This is a genomic window from Pseudomonas salmasensis, from assembly GCF_014268375.2.
In the GTDB taxonomy this organism is placed as follows: Bacteria; Pseudomonadota; Gammaproteobacteria; order Pseudomonadales; family Pseudomonadaceae; genus Aquipseudomonas; species Aquipseudomonas salmasensis.
In genome coordinates this window covers 296,149-311,981 of record NZ_CP077083.1, presented here as the reverse complement: position 1 = coordinate 311,981, position 15,833 = coordinate 296,149, and the positions used below count along the sequence as shown (strand labels likewise).

Genomic DNA, 15,833 nt, shown 5'->3' with positions numbered 1-15,833 from the left:
AACATGGCAAAGCCCCTGAGCGAGTACAACCGCAAGCGTGATTTCAAGATCACCGCCGAACCCGCCGGCAGCTCACCCAGCAAACGTAAAGCCTCGGCCCTAAGCTTTGTGATTCAAAAGCACGATGCGCGCAACCTGCATTACGACTTTCGCCTGGAACTTGATGGCGTGCTGTTGAGCTGGGCGGTGCCCAAGGGCCCAAGCCTGGACCCGAGTCAGAAACGCCTCGCGGTGCATGTGGAAGACCACCCACTGAGCTACGGCAGTTTCGAGGGCAGCATTCCCGCCGGCCAATACGGTGCGGGGGATGTTATCGTGTGGGACCGAGGCATCTGGCAACCCCACGATGACCCGCGCAAGGCCTATGCGGCGGGCAAACTCAAATTCACCCTGATCGGTGAGAAGCTCTCCGGTGACTGGGCTCTGGTACGAACCCGGCTCAAGGGCAGCGGCGACAAGGAGCAATGGCTGTTGATCAAAGAAAACGATCAGCAAGCGCGCCCGGCGGCTGAATTCGATATTGTCGAGGCCGAACCCGCCAGCGTGCTCAGCGATGCGGTGGTGGGTAAGCCAAAAGCCAAACCCAAACCCAGGGCCGCGACTAAAGCCAAAGCGCCCAAGCCCAGCGCGGCCCTGCCTGATGAGTTCGCCCCTCAATTGGCAACCTTGGTCGACCGTGCCCCGGAAGGTGACTGGCGCTACGAGATCAAGTTCGACGGCTACCGCATCATGGCGCGCATTCGCGACGGTGAAGTGCGCCTGTTCACCCGCAACGGCCACGACTGGACCGAGCGCCTGCCGCGTCAGTGCAAAGCCTTGCAGGCCCTCAAGCTCAAGGACAGCTGGCTGGATGGCGAAGTGGTCAGCCTCAATGGCGACGGGTTGCCGGATTTCCAGGCGTTGCAAAACGCATTCGATATCGGCCGCAGCCTGGACATCGTCTATTACCTGTTCGACGCCCCGTTTTTGAACGGTCGCGACCAACGCGAAGACCCGGTCGAAGAGCGTCGCGCTGCGCTCAAATCCGCATTGTCCGGCAGCCGAAGCAAACTGCTGCGCTTCTCCGAAGCCTTTGCCGCCAGCCAGCGCGATATTTTCGAAAGCGCCTGTGACCTGGCGCTCGAAGGTGTGATCGGCAAGCGTGCTGGCAGCCCCTACGTGTCGCGGCGCAGTGACAACTGGATCAAGCTCAAATGCCGCCTGCGCCAGGAATTCGTGATCGTCGGCTACACCCGCCCCCAAGGTTCGCGCAGCGGCTTTGGTGCGCTGCTACTGGCGGTCAACGATGACACCGGCCTGGTCTATGCCGGGCGCGTAGGCACGGGCTTTGATCAGGCGGCGCTGAAAAGTATCTATGCGAGGCTCACCCCGCTTGAGCGCAAGGACTCGCCACTGCAAAAGCCGTTGACCAGTGCCCAGGCCCGTGGCGTGCACTGGGTTGAGCCGAGCCTGGTAGGCGAAGTGCAATTTGCCGAATGGACCCGTGAAGGCGTGGTGCGCCAGGCCGCCTTTGTGGGCCTGCGTACCGACAAGCCAGCCTCGCAAATCATTCATGAACAGCCGCGCGCGGCCAAGTCCGTCAAGACACCCCAGACATCAAAAGCCGGTAAAGCCCAGGCAACGGTGAAGAACGTGAAAATCACTCACCCCGAGCGCATTATCGACAAGCACAGCGGCACGCAAAAACAGCAATTGGCGCAGTTCTACACCGATATCAGTGAATGGATACTGCCCTTCCTGCGCGCACGTGCGGTGTCACTGCTGCGGGCGCCGGAAGGGATCGAAGGTGAGCAGTTCTTCCAGAAGCACTCAGAGCGCATGGCCATTCCCCATATCAAGCAATTGGACCCGGCGCTGGATCCAGGCCACGCTCGCCTGATGGAAATAGACAGCGTGGATGCCCTGGTCGGCGCCGTGCAAATGGGTACGATCGAGTTTCACACCTGGGGGGCCACCGCAGACAAGATCGAAACGCCTGACCTGTTTGTTCTCGACCTCGACCCGGACCCGGCCCTGCCTTGGAAAGCCATGCTGGAAGCGGCCCAACTGACCCTGTCAGTACTCGATGAGCTGGGCTTGCAAGCCTTCGTTAAAACCAGCGGCGGCAAGGGCTTGCATTTGATCGTGCCGTTAGCCCGGCGCGATGGCTGGGACACCGTGAAGGCGTTCGCCAAAGCCATTGCCCAATTCATGACCCGGCAACTGCCCGAACGCTTTACCGCCACCAGCGGCCCCAAGAACCGCGTGGGCAAGATCTTTATCGATTACCTGCGCAACGCCCGTGGCGCCAGTACCGTGGCGGCGTATTCAGTGCGGGCACGCCCAGGCTTGCCAGTGTCGGTGCCGGTGAGTCGAGAGGAGTTGAAAGGGTTGCGCGGCGCCCAACAGTGGACCGTGGCGAACCTGCATCAGCGGCTACAAACGTTGAAGGACGACCCGTGGGCGGGGTATGCCAATCGGCAGAAGATCAGCAAAAAGATGTGGGACAAGCTGGGCGCGGAGCCACCTGGGTGATCCGCGCCCTGAACCAGATCAGATAAGAATGAAGATCAGCGCCAGACCGGCAAAGATCGCCCACTTTTCCAGGTAGTAGCGCGTGCGATTACGCTTTTTGAGCTCTTTGCCACGCAGGCGAATCTTGTAAAGGCGGGTGAAGGCCCGGTTGAGGCCGCCGGTCTTGTCGCCCTCATCGTTGGGCGACCCCGCGGCCGCCATCACATTGCGGCTGAACCAACGGTTGAACGCCGCCGCCCAACGGTACTTCATCGGCCGTTCGATGTCGCAGAACAGAATGATGCGGTTCTGTTGCGTGGTGTTTTCCGCGTAGTGGATGTAGGTCTCGTCAAACATCACCGGCTCGCCGTCGCGCCAGTAATAGTTTTCACCATCCACGTTGATATAGCAGCCTGGGTCATTAGGCGTATCCAGCCCCAGGTGATAACGGTACGAGCCCGCGTACGGGTCACGGTGGCGCACCAGCTTGGAGCCCGGTGGCAGCTCGGCGAACATCGCCGCCTTGATCGAGCCGATGCTCTGCACCAGTTCGGTGGTGCGGGGGCACAGCTTCATCGCCGACGGGTGGCTGTCGCCGTACCACTTGAGGTAGAAACGCTTCCAGCCGGTCTTGAAGAACGAATTGAAACCTACGTCGTTGTATTGCTCCGAGCGCTTGATCTCCCCCGCTCGCATCAGGTTCTGGCCTTCTTCGCGGATCTCTTCCCAGTGCTCCTGCAACGGGCTCAGGTCCGGAAAGTCGCTGGGTGAGAGATAGGGACGGCTGGGCTGCTTGGAGAACAGGTAGAGGAAACAGTTGATCGGCGCCAGGAACGTCGAGTGATCGCTAAGCTGGCGACCCAGCTTGTGTCGCACCCGACCGCGCAGGTGTACATACGCAATGGAAGCAACGTAGAGAGCAACAATGATGAGTTTCAAGGGATTCGTCACACGTCAGGGAGAGAACAGGCTGCTCCTGCGGGCTCACAACGGCCGAGGATGGATAAGCAGCACCTGAAATCACAATTCACATACAGGCGACACGGCCGGCGGGATAACCGTCTGCGTGCCACCATTGGCAGTTATTTAGCCACACTTTGTAACCAAAGGTTAACTAAGAATTGTGAAAAGCTGTCTATTGAGTGTGCTGGGGGTAGGAGCAGGCAGGCCCTTGAGCCTGCCTGTTTGAGGGCGTTTGCAGGGTTACAGCGGCGCGTCTTTACCCTCGCGGCGATCGCCTAATGCCGTATAGGGTACGGCTTGAGCGCGGCTGCGAACGAAGTAGCGGATCAGCGCAATCATCAGGCCCAGCAACAGGCCGCCGACGAGGCTCAACGCGATGACCAGCGGCTTCTTCGGCTTGATCGGCGAAAGAGGCTCCTGGGCTCGACGGTCAATCGTCACCAGCTTGAGGTTGCTCATGTCGATGTTCAAACCACGCAACCTGGCGACTTCAGCACGAAGCGGCTCGACGTCCTGCAAGAAGATGTCTTCGTTGCCACGCTTGCGCAACACTTCAACCTCACGGTTGCTTTCCAGCAGTTGCAGCTCTTTGCCGATCTCGGCAATGCGCGGGTTGGTGAAGTCATCACTGGTACGCTGTTGCAATGCGGCGCGCTCGGCTTCCAACGCCTCGGTCCCCATGAAATACAGCGGGATCTTCTGGTTGTTCACCTCGGTACGCATGACCTGGCTCGAACCCGTGCGGGTGGAGTCGGCCATAGAGGACGGCGTTGTCGGTGTACGGATGCCCATGGACTTGGCAATGCTGATGGCTTCGGCCAACTCGGCCAGGCGGTTGGTGCGCTCCATCTTCATCTGCAGGCGCAAAGCGCTCAGTTCATCCTGCAGTTGAGCACGCTTGAGCCGGTCGGCTTCCAGCAGCTTGGCGATCTTGGATTCTTTATCGGTATCGTAGTTGGCGCGGGCGGCGTCGATCTTGCCCTTGAGCTCGCTCAAACGGTTATTGACGATCACCTTCAGGTCAGCACCCACCTGCTGACGCTCGGCGGCAATGGCGTAGTCCACAAAACCGTTGAGAATCGCAACACCGTCGACGTCGGTCGGGTATTGCAGCTCCAGACGAATATAGCTGCTCAACGAATCGGATTTCTTCGGATCGGGCAAAATCAGATTGACCGAATTGCGGTTGAACGCCTCAAAGCTCTGCTCAAGGGTTTGCCCCGGTTTCTTGAACGCCTTGAACAACTCCTCATGGTCCTTGAAGAACCCCAGGCGCGCATCATAAGAGTCCAGCTGTGCGCCCACTTTGAGCAACGCATCGGCAGGCGGCAACTTATACACTTCCGAACGGTTCAAGGCGTCTAGCTCGTTGATTGCAGCAGGCCGCAACACACTACTGACTTCATAGGTCTTGGGTGCCAGGAAGGCATAACCCGCGCCTAATACCCCGGCCAGAAGCGTACACCCGACCACCAGCTTTTTTTGTCGCCAGATGGCGTGAAACAATTCAAACAAATCAATTTCATCAGACGCTGCGGAAGGCGGAAGCGGGGAAGTACGATTCAAAATAAGAACACCTTAAAATAATACTAAAAGGCCATCATTCTCAGAAGTCTGAATGACTTCAAAAATCAGGGACAACGCCCTGGATACGGCAGACCAGTGGCGATGTGACCACTCAGTCCCCTGAAATATCCCACAGACTTAGGGATTATTTCTGTTTCATTTCGGTGAGTAAGACAAATGACACAGCCATGTCAGACTGATCTGGTTGCAAGCGTAGTCAATACAACATGAAAAAGCTGTCAAATACCTGTCTTATAAAGAAAAAAATTTCGCCTACCTGTGGGACAGTGTCAGCCTCAATACAATTGAACATTTTTTTGAACAGCAATAAGGAGTTTGCATGTCACCGCTTTCAGCCTCGGACTTTCACGCATTGCAAGGCACTTGGGAACAAACAGCCCTTGAAGACAGTGGCGTGCTCAACCCCGCCGATGCCCACAGCGCGCCAGGGGCGATAACGACAATTGCAGGGGATCGCTTTGAAGTGACCACGGTCAGTGGCGAACTATTATTGGCAGGACGGTTCGAGTTGGACGCCAGTACCACGCCAAAAAGCATCACCTGGACAGATGCCATTGGCGAAGACGCAGGCAAGCAGCTCCCCGCCAGTTACCGGCTCGACGGCGATGATTTCGTGTTTATCGCAGCGGATGAAGGCATGCCCAGACCCACCGTATTCAGCACCGGCCCTGGGCAAACCATGCGCACCTTCGTACGGCGGTCATGAATACCCCTCTGTAGGAGCGAGCTTGCTCGCGAAAAACTCACAGACGCCGCGTTCATTCAGGCAAAACGCGTAATCGTTAACGTTCTTCGCGAGCAAGCTCGCTCCTACACGGAAGGCATTAGACATGGTCATCCGATTTGATCACGGCATTTTCACAAGGCCTTCACTTTTCAATCTATAGGGTGAAGCCTACCTACTCCAGTGAATCACTTGGCCCGCCCTCTCCTCGCGGGCTTTTTTTTGCGTGCCCAAACCTTGATCAGCCATCACGCTTGGTCGCTGTCAGGGTAAAACACAGCGGCAGTTGCGCAGCCTGATGCTCATATTGATCGTAGAGTTCTTCCCGGTTGCAATGCGGGTATTCCTGCAAATGAGCGATCTGCAACTGCGCAGCGATAGCCCCGCTGACCACGCTGCCCAGGGTATGTACGTACCAATAGGACGTCGGCCCGGGACGTTCATCCTTCCCTTCATAGACAATTGCCTCCTGCAGCACAAAGGGTTCGCGCTGAAAGTAAGAGCTGGCAGGCAGCATCGGGTTGGCCCCACAGGGGTCAAACACCTCGAGAAAGGGATGGGTTTCGTATATGACCAGCGTGCCGCCGGGCTTCAGCACACTGGCAACCTGGCGCATGAACAACGCCACATCCGGCATCCAGCCCAGCACGCCAATGGTCACCAGGGCAATATCGAACCGTGCCTGCAAACGCTCGGGCAAATGGTGGATATCGGTCTCAATGAACTCTGGGCTATGCGGCGAGACCTCGGCCAATTCCCGCGCCTGTTCAAGAAACGCCCGGGATTGATCGACCCCCACCACCGAACGCGCGCCCAAGCCATACAGCGATAGGCTTTCGCGCCCGTTGTTGCAGCACAACTGCACCACGTCCTTGCCCACCACGCCCACTTCTTGCAGCAAGGTGGTGATGGTCGGGTCAAGGCAGGAAAAATCAGGCTCGGCGACCGAGGCCAGCAGTGCCGTCCAGGTCGGAGTATCTTTGTGCAACCCGGCAGATTCATCCCAGGCATTTTTGTTGCTGGTAATCGCCTCTTGCGCTGAGGGCATGTCCATTGCTTCTCCAGAAACTCATTACAGTGGGCTCTGGAAAGTAAGTTAAATGCACGCAGGAGGAAAGCCTCCCCGACCGCGAACTTATCACCCAGCCCACAGGTCACTAACCCAACGTGCGTTCAGCCCCTGAACGCCGCTCTTGAAGGTCCGCACCGTGGCCCGTCATTCAGACCTGCGCATCGCTTTATCCCTGGACAGCCTGAACTTCTTTCTCGCCGATGTGCGCGACGGTCTCGGACCGTACCTGGCAATCTATCTGCTGGCCGTGCATCAATGGGAGCCGGCCAGCATTGGCGTGGTCATGACCCTGGCAGGCATCGCTGCCTTGCTGACCCAAGGCCCCGCCGGAGCGTTGATCGACCGCACCCGCAGCAAACGCGCGGTGGTTGCCATCGCCGCGTTGCTGGTGACGGGCAGTTGCCTGATGCTGCCCTTCGTCAGTTCATTTGGCTGGGTGGCGTTGACCCAGGCCGCCAGCGCCGTAGCTGCCTCTGTCTTTGCCCCGGCAATTTCCGCCATCTCGCTGGGGATCACCGGGCCGCGCGCCTTCACCCGGCGTACCGGGCGCAACGAGACCTTCAACCACGCTGGCAATGCCGTGGCCGCGTTGCTGGCCGGCGGGTTGGCGTACCTGTTCGGGCCGGTGGTGGTGTTCTACCTGATGGCGTTTATGGCGGTTGCCAGTGTCATTGCGGTCAGTTGCGTGCCGGCCAAGGCGATTGATCATGAGGTCGCCCGGGGTTTCGATCCGGCCCATCACACCGACCATGAACAGCCCTCGGGCCTGAAAGCATTGCTGACCAACCAGCCGCTGTTATTGTTCGCCATCTGCTGCGCACTGTTTCACTTGGCCAACGCTGCAATGTTGCCGCTGGTCAGCCAGAAACTGGCGCAAATCAATCTGCAGATGGCCACCCCGCTGACTTCGGCCTGCATCGTCGCCGCCCAATTGGTGATGGTGCCGATGGCCTGGCTGGTCGGTCTCAAGGCCGATATCTGGGGGCGCAAGCCGCTGTTGCTTGCAGGTTTCCTGATACTGCCGCTGCGTGGCGTGCTCTATACCTTGTCCAGCGACCCCTACTGGCTGGTGGCCGTGCAGATGCTCGACGGTATCGGCGCCGGCATTTTCGGTGCTCTGTTCCCGGTGATCGTCAAAGACCTGACCCAAGGCACCGGGCGCTTCAACGTCAGCCTGGGCGCCCTCTCCACCGTATTTGGCCTCGGCGCGGCGCTCAGTAGCAGCCTGGCCGGTTTCGTGGTGCAGCAGGCTGGCTACAACGCGGCGTTCCTGACGTTGGCGGCGGTTGCAGCCGCTGCCTTGATGCTGTTGTGGCTGGCCATGCCGGAGACCTTGGCAAAACCATCCTTCGCTCGCCATACAACTGTCGCCTGACATATGCGACAATGCGCGCCAAATTCCAACACACATCCCAAATTTTGTGTTCAGCGACCGGGTTTCGCGCCTTGATGTCGCTGTTGACGCATGCCTGAAGGCACCTGCCGTCACGCTCGCAACCCATTGATAGGTAAAGTAATTGATCTCCACAGCTAACATCACCATGCAGTTCGGCGCCAAGCCGCTCTTCGAGAACGTCTCGGTCAAGTTCGGCGCCGGCAACCGCTATGGTTTGATCGGTGCCAACGGTTGCGGCAAGTCGACCTTCATGAAAATCCTCGGTGGCGACCTCGACCCGTCCGGCGGCCAGGTCATGCTCGAGCCGAATGTGCGCCTGGGTAAACTGCGCCAGGACCAGTTCGCCTACGAAGAATTCACCGTGCTCGACACCGTGATCATGGGCCACGAAGAGCTGTGGAAGGTCAAGGCAGAGCGCGACCGCATCTACTCGCTGCCGGAAATGAGCGAAGAAGACGGCATGGCCGTGGCCGAGCTGGAAACCGAGTTCGCCGAGATGGACGGCTACACCGCCGAATCCCGCGCCGGTGAGCTGCTGCTGGGCCTGGGCATTCCCCTGGAACAGCATTTCGGCCCGATGAGCGAAGTGTCCCCAGGCTGGAAGCTGCGCGTATTGCTGGCCCAGGCGCTGTTCTCGGATCCTGAAGTGCTGTTGCTCGACGAACCGACCAACCACTTGGACATCAACACCATCCGCTGGCTGGAAAACATCCTGACCCAGCGCTCCAGCCTGATGATCATCATCTCTCACGACCGTCACTTCCTGAACAGCGTGTGCACCCACATGGCTGACCTGGACTACGGCGAGCTGCGCCTGTTCCCGGGCAACTACGACGAGTACATGACCGTGGCGACCCAGTCCCGCGAGCAATTGCTGTCGGACAACGCCAAGAAGAAAGCGCAGATCTCCGAACTGCAATCCTTCGTCAGCCGCTTCTCGGCCAACGCCTCGAAAGCCAAGCAGGCCACGTCCCGTGCCAAGGCGATCGACAAGATCCAGCTGGCCGAAGTCAAGCCGTCGAGCCGTGTGAGCCCGTTCATCCGTTTCGAGCAGAACAAAAAGCTGCACCGCCAGGCGGTCATGGTCGAGAAGATGGCCAAGGGTTTCGACGGCAAGCCGCTGTTCAAGGACTTCAGCTTCCAGGTTGAAGCCGGCGAGCGCGTGGCGATCATCGGCCCGAACGGTATCGGCAAGACCACCCTGCTGCGCACCCTGGTCAACGAACTGACCCCGGACGCTGGCAGCATCAAGTGGACCGACGCCGCCGAGCTGGGCTACTACGCCCAGGACCACGCCCACGACTTCGAAGACGACGTGAGCCTGTTCGACTGGATGGGCCAATGGACCCAAGGCGAGCAAATGATTCGCGGCACCCTGGGCCGTATGTTGTTCTCCAACGACGAAATCCAGAAGTCGGTCAAAGTGATCTCCGGTGGTGAACAAGGGCGCATGCTGTTCGGCAAGCTGATCCTGCAAAAGCCGAACGTGCTGATCATGGACGAACCGACCAACCACTTGGACATGGAATCCATCGAAGCGCTGAACCTGGCGCTGGAGAACTACCCGGGCACGCTGATCTTCGTCAGCCACGACCGTGAGTTCGTATCGTCCCTGGCCACCCGCATTATCGAGTTGAGCCCTAGCGGCGTGATCGACTTCAGCGGCACCTATGACGACTACCTGCGCAGCCAGGGTGTGGTGTTCTAAGAACAGCACTGAGCTGCAAGCAAAAGCCCTGTCCCTGTGACAGGGCTTTTTTGCATACGCTCTACTACTGTAGGAGCGAGCTTGCTCGCGAAAAACCTGAGGACGCCGCCCAGAATCAGGCAACCCGCGTTATCGTTGACGTTCTTCGCGAGCAAGCTCGCTCCTACAGTAATGCGGGATATGCAATGATGCTTTACCGCCCGCCAGCGATTGAGTATTCATGCCTGCCGCCCCCTCCTCCCTGTCGATCACCCTGCAGATCGTTTCCATCGTCTTCTATACCTTCATTGCCTTCATCTGCATCGGCCTGCCGATTGCGGTGATTCCAGGCTATGTGCATGAACAACTGGGCTTCAGCGCCGTGGTGGCCGGGGTGACCATCGGTTCGCAGTACCTGGCCACGCTGCTCAGCCGCCCGATGGCTGGGCGGATGTCGGATAACGTCGGTACCAAGCGCGCGATCGTGCTGGGCCTGGCCGGCATTCTGATCAGCGGTGTACTGACCTTTATTGCCACGCTGGTCGAAAGCCTGCCGAGCGTGAGCCTGGGCATTCTGATCGCCGGTCGCCTGCTGCTCGGCGTGGCCCAGGGCCTGATTGGCGTGGGGACCATCAGTTGGTGCATGGGCGCCGTGGGCGCTGAGCACACCGCTCGCTCGATTTCCTGGAATGGCATCGCCTCCTATGGCGCCATTGCCATTGGTGCGCCCCTTGGCGTGGTGATGGTGGCTGACTACGGCTACACCAGCCTCGGTATTGCCCTCGCGGTGCTGGCGGCGTTGGGCCTGGTGCTGATCCGCAATAAACCCTCGGTGCCAGTGGTGCGTGGCGAGCGGCTGCCGTTCTGGGCGGTGTTCGGGCGTATCGCGCCGTTCGGCGCCAGCCTGTGCCTGGCTTCGATTGGCTACGGCACGCTGACGACCTTTATCACCCTGTATTACCTCAATCGTGGTTGGGCCGGCGCGGCGTATTGCCTGACGGTGTTTGGCGTGTGCTTTATTCTCTCGCGCCTGGTGTTTATCTCAGCCATCAGCCGGTTTGGCGGGTTCACCGCCGCCATCGCCTGCATGCTCATCGAAACCCTGGGCCTGACGCTGTTGTGGCTGGCGCCGTCTACCGGCGTGGCCTTGATCGGCGCCGGGTTGACCGGCTTTGGCTTGTCACTGGTGTACCCGGCGCTCGGCGTGGAAGCCATCAAGCAAGTGCCAGACAGCAGCCGCGGCGCGGGGCTGAGTGCCTATGCGGTGTTTTTCGACCTGGCCCTGGCGATTGCCGGGCCGTTGATGGGCGCCGTGGCGTTGAACCTCGGCTATGGCTGGATCTTCTTCTGCGCGGCGTTGCTGTCGGTCAGCGCGCTCGGCCTGACCGTACTGCTCAGACGCCGTGCCTACTGATCAGCGGTCTGCAAGCCGGCGCGGGTCGCCTCACCCAGGGTATGGCTGAAAAAACGCCCGGCCTCGGAGACCAGATCACGGTGGATACCTTCGCGATCGACGCCATCGGCATCTGTGCAAATGGCCGGCATGCTCGCCAGTTGGTCACTGTCACACGGCGCCATGAACACGAAGTGCCCGGCCCCGGCCAACAGTTTGAAATCCGGTGGCTGCGGCAACTTGCGCGCCAGGGCGGCGGCGTTCTTGTCCACGGCCACCAACTGGTCGCCATCGCCACTGTAGAGCAGCACCGGCACATGCACGTCGGCCAGGGTGTGGCGGCCAAACATCAAGCTCAGCGGCGCCATCAGCATCAAGGCATGGATGCGCGGGTCCGCCTGGGGTTGCAAATCGTCGCGGTCGACCACCAGTTCGCCCTTGGTGGTGCACGCGTCGCGATCTTCGGGGCGCTCTTGGCAGTAGCGGCGCAGACGTTCGAAATCAGGCTTGGCGCCGGCCAGGATCAATGCCGTCTCGCCACCGGCGGAATAACCGATGACGCCGATCTGATCGATATCCACAAAGGGCGACAGCATCGGCTCGGCCAGGGCGGCGGTGATCGCCTGGGAGATCTGGATCGGCCGACCATACAAATTGCTCACGGTGCCCAGGCGGCTGTGGTCTTTGTAGTTGTCCCCGGGATGCAGCACCGCCACCACCACAAAGCCCTTGCGTGCCAAGGCGGTGGCCAGGTCATGCAGGGCCAGCGGCGTGCCGGTGTTGCCATGGGACAACATCAGCATTGGGAATCGCCCGATCGCCACCTTGGCATCTTCGCTGGCCGCCACATGGTAGGCGCCCAGCGCAGTGGAGCGCTCGGCATCGGTAGAGGGGTAGAACGCGATGGCTTTCATCGGCTGCGCATCCAGCGGGTCGAGAAAACTCATGCGATGAAACCCCACGCTCCAATGGGGGTGCGGTGCCGGCGCGGCGTGCACTGAAACCAGGCCGCCAATCAGGGAAAGAACCAAAACAGCACAAAGACGCATCATGGGGATGTCCACCTTTGCTGCACAAGAACCGGCCTGTCGAATAAAAAGTCCAGGGTATCGAATGGATGTCTGCATAACCTGGGCCACAACGAAAAAACTCCGTACTCCGCTCGCGCTCAGGCGATCAGAATACAGAGTTTAGGCGCTCGGTTTCAGAATGAAACCGAGGACAGAGCAAATTTACATAAGCCTTACGCAGCGGCGAACAGTTGCTCGTTGATGCGCACGTTGGCGTCGCTCATGGCCTTGCTGCGCACTTCATCACCATAGGCCAGGCCTTCGGCGCGGACAATCTCGATGTCGGTGATGCCGAGGAAACCGAACAGCAGCTTCAAGTAGCCTTCGTGGGCAGCGCCCGAAGCCTGGTCGGCATGCAGGCCACCGGCAGTGGAGACAATAATGACCTTCTTGTTGCCGCACAGGCCTTCAGGGCCGGCTTCGGTGTAACGGAAGGTCTGGCCGGCTACCGCGATGCGGTCGATCCAGGCTTTCAGTTGGGTGGGAATGGTGAAGTTGTACATCGGCGCACCGACTACCACAGCATCGGCGGCGAGGAATTCAGCCAGCGACGATGCACTCAGTTCAGCCTCGTGCTTTTGCGCCGCATCGCGCAGTTCGGCAGCAGTACCCAATGCGCCCAAGGTAGCGCCGGAGAAATGGTTGATGCCTTCGCTGGCGAGGTCGCGGTAGGTCACTTCCACACCCGGCTGCGCGGCTTGCCATGCCTTGACCACACCGGCGCTGAGCTGACGGGAGGCCGAGTTGTCGCCGAGGATGCTGGAATCGATGTGCAACAGTTTCATGATGGATCTCCGAGGTGGGATCGACAGTGGCGATCAGATGGTGGTGATGCTACGCATGAAACCAATGGTCGATAAGCCAGCTTAAATGCGATAGTTTGTCCCACTGACAGGACAATAGGCCCACCATGCAAGACCTCAACGACCTCTACTATTTCGCCAAAGTCGTCGAAGCCGGCGGTTTTGCTGCGGCTGGCCGGCTACTCGGGATTCCCAAATCCAGGCTGTCACGGCGCATTGCCGAACTGGAAGACCGCCTGGGCGCACGCCTGCTGCAACGCACCACCCGGCAACTGACCCTCACCGCCGTGGGCGAGCGCTACTTGCGCCATTGCCAGGCCATGCTGCTGGAAGCGGAAATGGCTGACGAGGCCGTGGCCAGCATGTCCAGCGAGCCGCGTGGGCGGCTGCGGGTCAGTTGCCCGGTGGGGCTGGCCCAACACATCCTGCCGGAGTTGGTCGCAGGTTTTCTGGCCGCCCACCCGTTGGTGCAGTTGGACATGACCCTGGTAAACCGCCGCGTCGACCTGGTAGCCGAAGGCATTGACGTGGCACTGCGCGTGCGCGAACACGGCGATGAGGACCCGTTGCTGGTGACCAAACGCCTGCGCCGGGCGCATACCGTGCTGGTGGCCAGCCCCGCGCTCATGCGTGAGCGGCAGGTCGAAACCCTGGAAGACCTCAAGCAACTGCCCATACTCGGCGCACTTGAGGCAGACCGAATGGTGCATCAACGCATCATCGACCCCCAGGGCAATACCCATGAGTTGGTGATGGAAGCGCGCCTGGGCATCGAGGACTTCATCGTGCGCAAGGCCAGCGCCATCATGGGGGTGGGCTTTACGATACTGCCGATGATGTACTGCGAAGAAGAACTGGCCAGCGGCCGGCTGGTGCAATTGCTACCGGAGTGGTCATTGCCAGGCGGCTGGCTGCAGGCGGTCTACCCGCACCGGCGCGGCGTGCTGCCGGCCATCCGGGCCTGGATCGACTACCTGGAAGAAGGCTTCAAAGGCTGTGGAGATCGGCTGTTATGAGCATGACAGAAGAACAAGTCGCAGGTTTCTGCCTGAGCCTGCCAGGCGCACGGGAAGACTATAAATGGGGCGGCGTGCGGGTGTTTTCGATTGCCGGCAACAAGATGTTCGCCTTGCAGAACCTGCGCGGTGAATCGCTGGCCTTCAAGGTCGACAAGGAGCTGTTCCTGGGCCACGTCGACCGGCCGGGCATTCACCCGGCGCCTTACCTGGCGAGGGCGCAGTGGGTCATCATGAACACGCCCTACCCTTTGGGCGCTGAGGAACTGCGTGGCTTGTTGCAGCGCTCCCACCAGTTAGTGGTGAGCAAGCTGCCCAAGCGCACGCAGATTGGCTTGCGGCTAGAGGATTGACAGCAAGGTGCCGCCCAAGAACAACTGGTCCAGCCAGAACACCTGGTGCAACAGCACAATCACCCAGAACAGCACCTGGTAAGACACCTTGCGCGTCTTGTGCCGGAACACCTGCTGGCCGATCAACGCCCCCGGCCAACCGCCGGCCAGCTCCACCGCATGCAGGATGTTTTCCGGGGTGCGCCAGCCTTCAGTCTGTGCTTTGCGCTTATCGCTCCAGTACAGGAAGAACGCCACCACACTGACCACGCCGTAAGCCATCAATGGGATGACCGTTTCGCCGCGATACCACAGCAAGGCCGAGCCCAGCAGCGGCGCGGCACACAGCAGCACAAAGATCAGCGCCTTCAGGCGTGGATGCTGGATGCTCATGGCTTGACCGCAGTCCAGTCGATCCAGCCGAATTGCCAGGTCGCCAGGATCACCAGGCCGAAGGCAATCCGGTACCAGGCAAACGCCGCATAGCTGTGGCTGGCGATGAACTTGAGCAGGGCCTTGACCGCGATCATCGCGAAGATGAACGAGGTGACAAAGCCAATGGCGAACACCGGCAGGTCTGCGGGCTGGAACAGGTCACGGTATTTATAGCCCGAGTACACCGCCGCACCGACCATGGTCGGCATCGCCAGAAAGAACGAGAACTCGGTGGCGGTCTTGCGTGACAGGCCGAACAACAGCCCGCCGATGATCGTCGCACCAGAGCGCGAGGTGCCGGGGATCATGGCCAGGCACTGAGCCAGGCCGACCTTCAGGGCGTCTTTCCAGGTGATGTCATCGACGGTCTCAGCCCGCACCGCATGTTGGCGGCGTTCAGCCCACAACATGATCACGCCCCCCACCACCAGCGCCGTGGCCACGGTGATCGGGTTGAACAGGTAGTGCTTGATCAAGTCGGCGAAGATCACCCCGAGTACCACCGCCGGCAATACGGCAATGATCAGGTTGACCGTGAAGCGCCGGGCTTGGGGCTGGGTCGGCAGGCCGATGACCACGTCAAAGATCTTGCGGCGAAACTCCCAGACTACCGCCAGGATCGCGCCCAGCTGGATGATGATATTGAAGGCTTCGAAACGCTCGCCGCCAAAATTGATCAGGTCGGCGACGATGATCTGGTGGCCGGTGCTGGAGATCGGCAAGAACTCCGTAAGCCCCTCGACGATGCCGAGAATCAATGCCTGTATGGCGGTCCAAAAATCCATGCTGTCTCCAAAGGTCATGCGCGTGGCATGCCTCTTAGTCTTTTTTAAGTTCACTGACGACGAGCGCACACAAGCGC

Annotated in this window: 14 protein-coding genes; 7 read left to right on the top strand and 7 right to left on the bottom strand. The window is 59.9% G+C overall.

The annotated features are described in order from the left end of the window. Positions 1-3: 3 nt before the first annotated feature. Complete coding sequence (gene ligD / locus HU731_RS01245; RefSeq protein ID WP_186606686.1) at positions 4-2,514, top strand: DNA ligase D; 2,511 nt, start codon at positions 4-6, stop codon at positions 2,512-2,514. A gap of 18 nt (positions 2,515-2,532) precedes the next feature. Here the strand turns inward: ligD and lpxO are convergent, their stop codons facing one another. Then, positions 2,533-3,432, bottom strand: a complete 900-nt coding sequence (gene lpxO / locus HU731_RS01240; RefSeq protein WP_003191066.1) for a lipid A hydroxylase LpxO — start codon at positions 3,430-3,432, stop codon at positions 2,533-2,535. Positions 3,433-3,696: 264 nt separating this feature from the next. After that, positions 3,697-5,022 carry a Wzz/FepE/Etk N-terminal domain-containing protein gene (locus tag HU731_RS01235; protein ID WP_186606685.1) on the bottom strand — a complete coding sequence of 442 codons (1,326 nt, stop codon included), beginning with the start codon at positions 5,020-5,022 and terminating at the stop codon, positions 3,697-3,699. Between the two features lie 340 nt (positions 5,023-5,362). On the opposite strand from HU731_RS01235, the gene HU731_RS01230 reads away from it, so the two are divergent. After that, a complete protein-coding gene (locus HU731_RS01230; RefSeq protein WP_186606684.1) occupies positions 5,363-5,749 on the top strand; it encodes a TIGR03067 domain-containing protein in 387 nt (128 codons plus the stop codon). 259 nt (positions 5,750-6,008) lie between these two features. Here the strand turns inward: HU731_RS01230 and HU731_RS01225 are convergent, their stop codons facing one another. After that, entirely contained in the window at positions 6,009-6,821 is an 813-nt protein-coding gene (locus tag HU731_RS01225) for a class I SAM-dependent methyltransferase (protein WP_186606683.1), read from the bottom strand. Positions 6,822-6,975: 154 nt separating this feature from the next. Between HU731_RS01225 and HU731_RS01220 the strand changes: the two genes are divergently transcribed. The 3 genes from HU731_RS01220 (at position 6,976) to HU731_RS01210 (ending at position 11,336) form a co-directional block, all read left to right on the top strand. Beyond that, positions 6,976-8,214: an MFS transporter gene (locus HU731_RS01220; protein WP_186606682.1), complete on the top strand. Its 1,239-nt coding sequence runs from the start codon at positions 6,976-6,978 to the stop codon at positions 8,212-8,214. Between the two features lie 142 nt (positions 8,215-8,356). Next, complete coding sequence (locus tag HU731_RS01215) at positions 8,357-9,943, top strand: ABC-F family ATPase (RefSeq protein ID WP_003191057.1); 1,587 nt, start codon at positions 8,357-8,359, stop codon at positions 9,941-9,943. 220 nt (positions 9,944-10,163) lie between these two features. Beyond that, positions 10,164-11,336 (top strand): MFS transporter, encoded by a 1,173-nt coding sequence (locus HU731_RS01210; protein WP_186606681.1) that lies wholly within the window; start codon positions 10,164-10,166, stop codon positions 11,334-11,336. Here the strand turns inward: HU731_RS01210 and HU731_RS01205 are convergent. After that, positions 11,330-12,367, bottom strand: coding sequence for an alpha/beta hydrolase family protein (locus HU731_RS01205; RefSeq protein ID WP_044273645.1), 1,038 nt, complete (start codon positions 12,365-12,367; stop codon positions 11,330-11,332). The genes HU731_RS01210 and HU731_RS01205 overlap by 7 nt on opposite strands. Before the next feature lie 191 nt (positions 12,368-12,558). Further along, on the bottom strand, positions 12,559-13,170 hold the full coding sequence (locus tag HU731_RS01200; RefSeq protein ID WP_003191051.1) for an FMN-dependent NADH-azoreductase: 612 nt from the start codon (positions 13,168-13,170) through the stop codon (positions 12,559-12,561). Between the two features lie 125 nt (positions 13,171-13,295). Between HU731_RS01200 and HU731_RS01195 the strand changes: the two genes are divergently transcribed. After that, a complete protein-coding gene (locus HU731_RS01195; protein WP_186606680.1) occupies positions 13,296-14,204 on the top strand; it encodes a LysR substrate-binding domain-containing protein in 909 nt (302 codons plus the stop codon). Next, the gene (locus HU731_RS01190) at positions 14,201-14,557 is read left to right on the top strand and encodes an MmcQ/YjbR family DNA-binding protein (protein ID WP_003191047.1); all 357 of its coding nucleotides are present in this window, start codon (positions 14,201-14,203) and stop codon (positions 14,555-14,557) included. Before HU731_RS01195 ends, HU731_RS01190 begins: the two co-directional genes overlap by 4 nt. Here HU731_RS01190 and HU731_RS01185 read toward each other — a convergent pair. Continuing rightward, positions 14,546-14,929, bottom strand: coding sequence for a DUF1294 domain-containing protein (locus tag HU731_RS01185; RefSeq protein ID WP_186606679.1), 384 nt, complete (start codon positions 14,927-14,929; stop codon positions 14,546-14,548). The two genes, HU731_RS01190 and HU731_RS01185, sit on opposite strands and share 12 nt — an antisense overlap. Next, entirely contained in the window at positions 14,926-15,756 is an 831-nt protein-coding gene (locus HU731_RS01180) for an undecaprenyl-diphosphate phosphatase (RefSeq protein WP_034127341.1), read from the bottom strand. Before HU731_RS01180 ends, HU731_RS01185 begins: the two co-directional genes overlap by 4 nt. Between the last annotated feature and the right edge of the window lie 77 nt (positions 15,757-15,833).

What these genes read in the sequence shown, in the direction of transcription:
- HU731_RS01210 (WP_186606681.1), top strand. Translation starts at nt 10,164, where the DNA reads ATGCCTGCCGCCCCCTCCTCCCTGTCGATCACCCTGCAGATCGTTTCC.
- HU731_RS01185 (WP_186606679.1), bottom strand. Translation starts at nt 14,929, where the DNA reads ATGAGCATCCAGCATCCACGCCTGAAGGCGCTGATCTTTGTGCTGCTG.
- HU731_RS01205 (WP_044273645.1), bottom strand. Translation starts at nt 12,367, where the DNA reads ATGATGCGTCTTTGTGCTGTTTTGGTTCTTTCCCTGATTGGCGGCCTG.
- HU731_RS01190 (WP_003191047.1), top strand. Translation starts at nt 14,201, where the DNA reads ATGAGCATGACAGAAGAACAAGTCGCAGGTTTCTGCCTGAGCCTGCCA.
- HU731_RS01225 (WP_186606683.1), bottom strand. Translation starts at nt 6,821, where the DNA reads ATGGACATGCCCTCAGCGCAAGAGGCGATTACCAGCAACAAAAATGCC.
- HU731_RS01180 (WP_034127341.1), bottom strand. Translation starts at nt 15,756, where the DNA reads ATGGATTTTTGGACCGCCATACAGGCATTGATTCTCGGCATCGTCGAG.
- HU731_RS01195 (WP_186606680.1), top strand. Translation starts at nt 13,296, where the DNA reads ATGCAAGACCTCAACGACCTCTACTATTTCGCCAAAGTCGTCGAAGCC.
- HU731_RS01200 (WP_003191051.1), bottom strand. Translation starts at nt 13,170, where the DNA reads ATGAAACTGTTGCACATCGATTCCAGCATCCTCGGCGACAACTCGGCC.
- HU731_RS01230 (WP_186606684.1), top strand. Translation starts at nt 5,363, where the DNA reads ATGTCACCGCTTTCAGCCTCGGACTTTCACGCATTGCAAGGCACTTGG.
- ligD (WP_186606686.1), top strand. Translation starts at nt 4, where the DNA reads ATGGCAAAGCCCCTGAGCGAGTACAACCGCAAGCGTGATTTCAAGATC.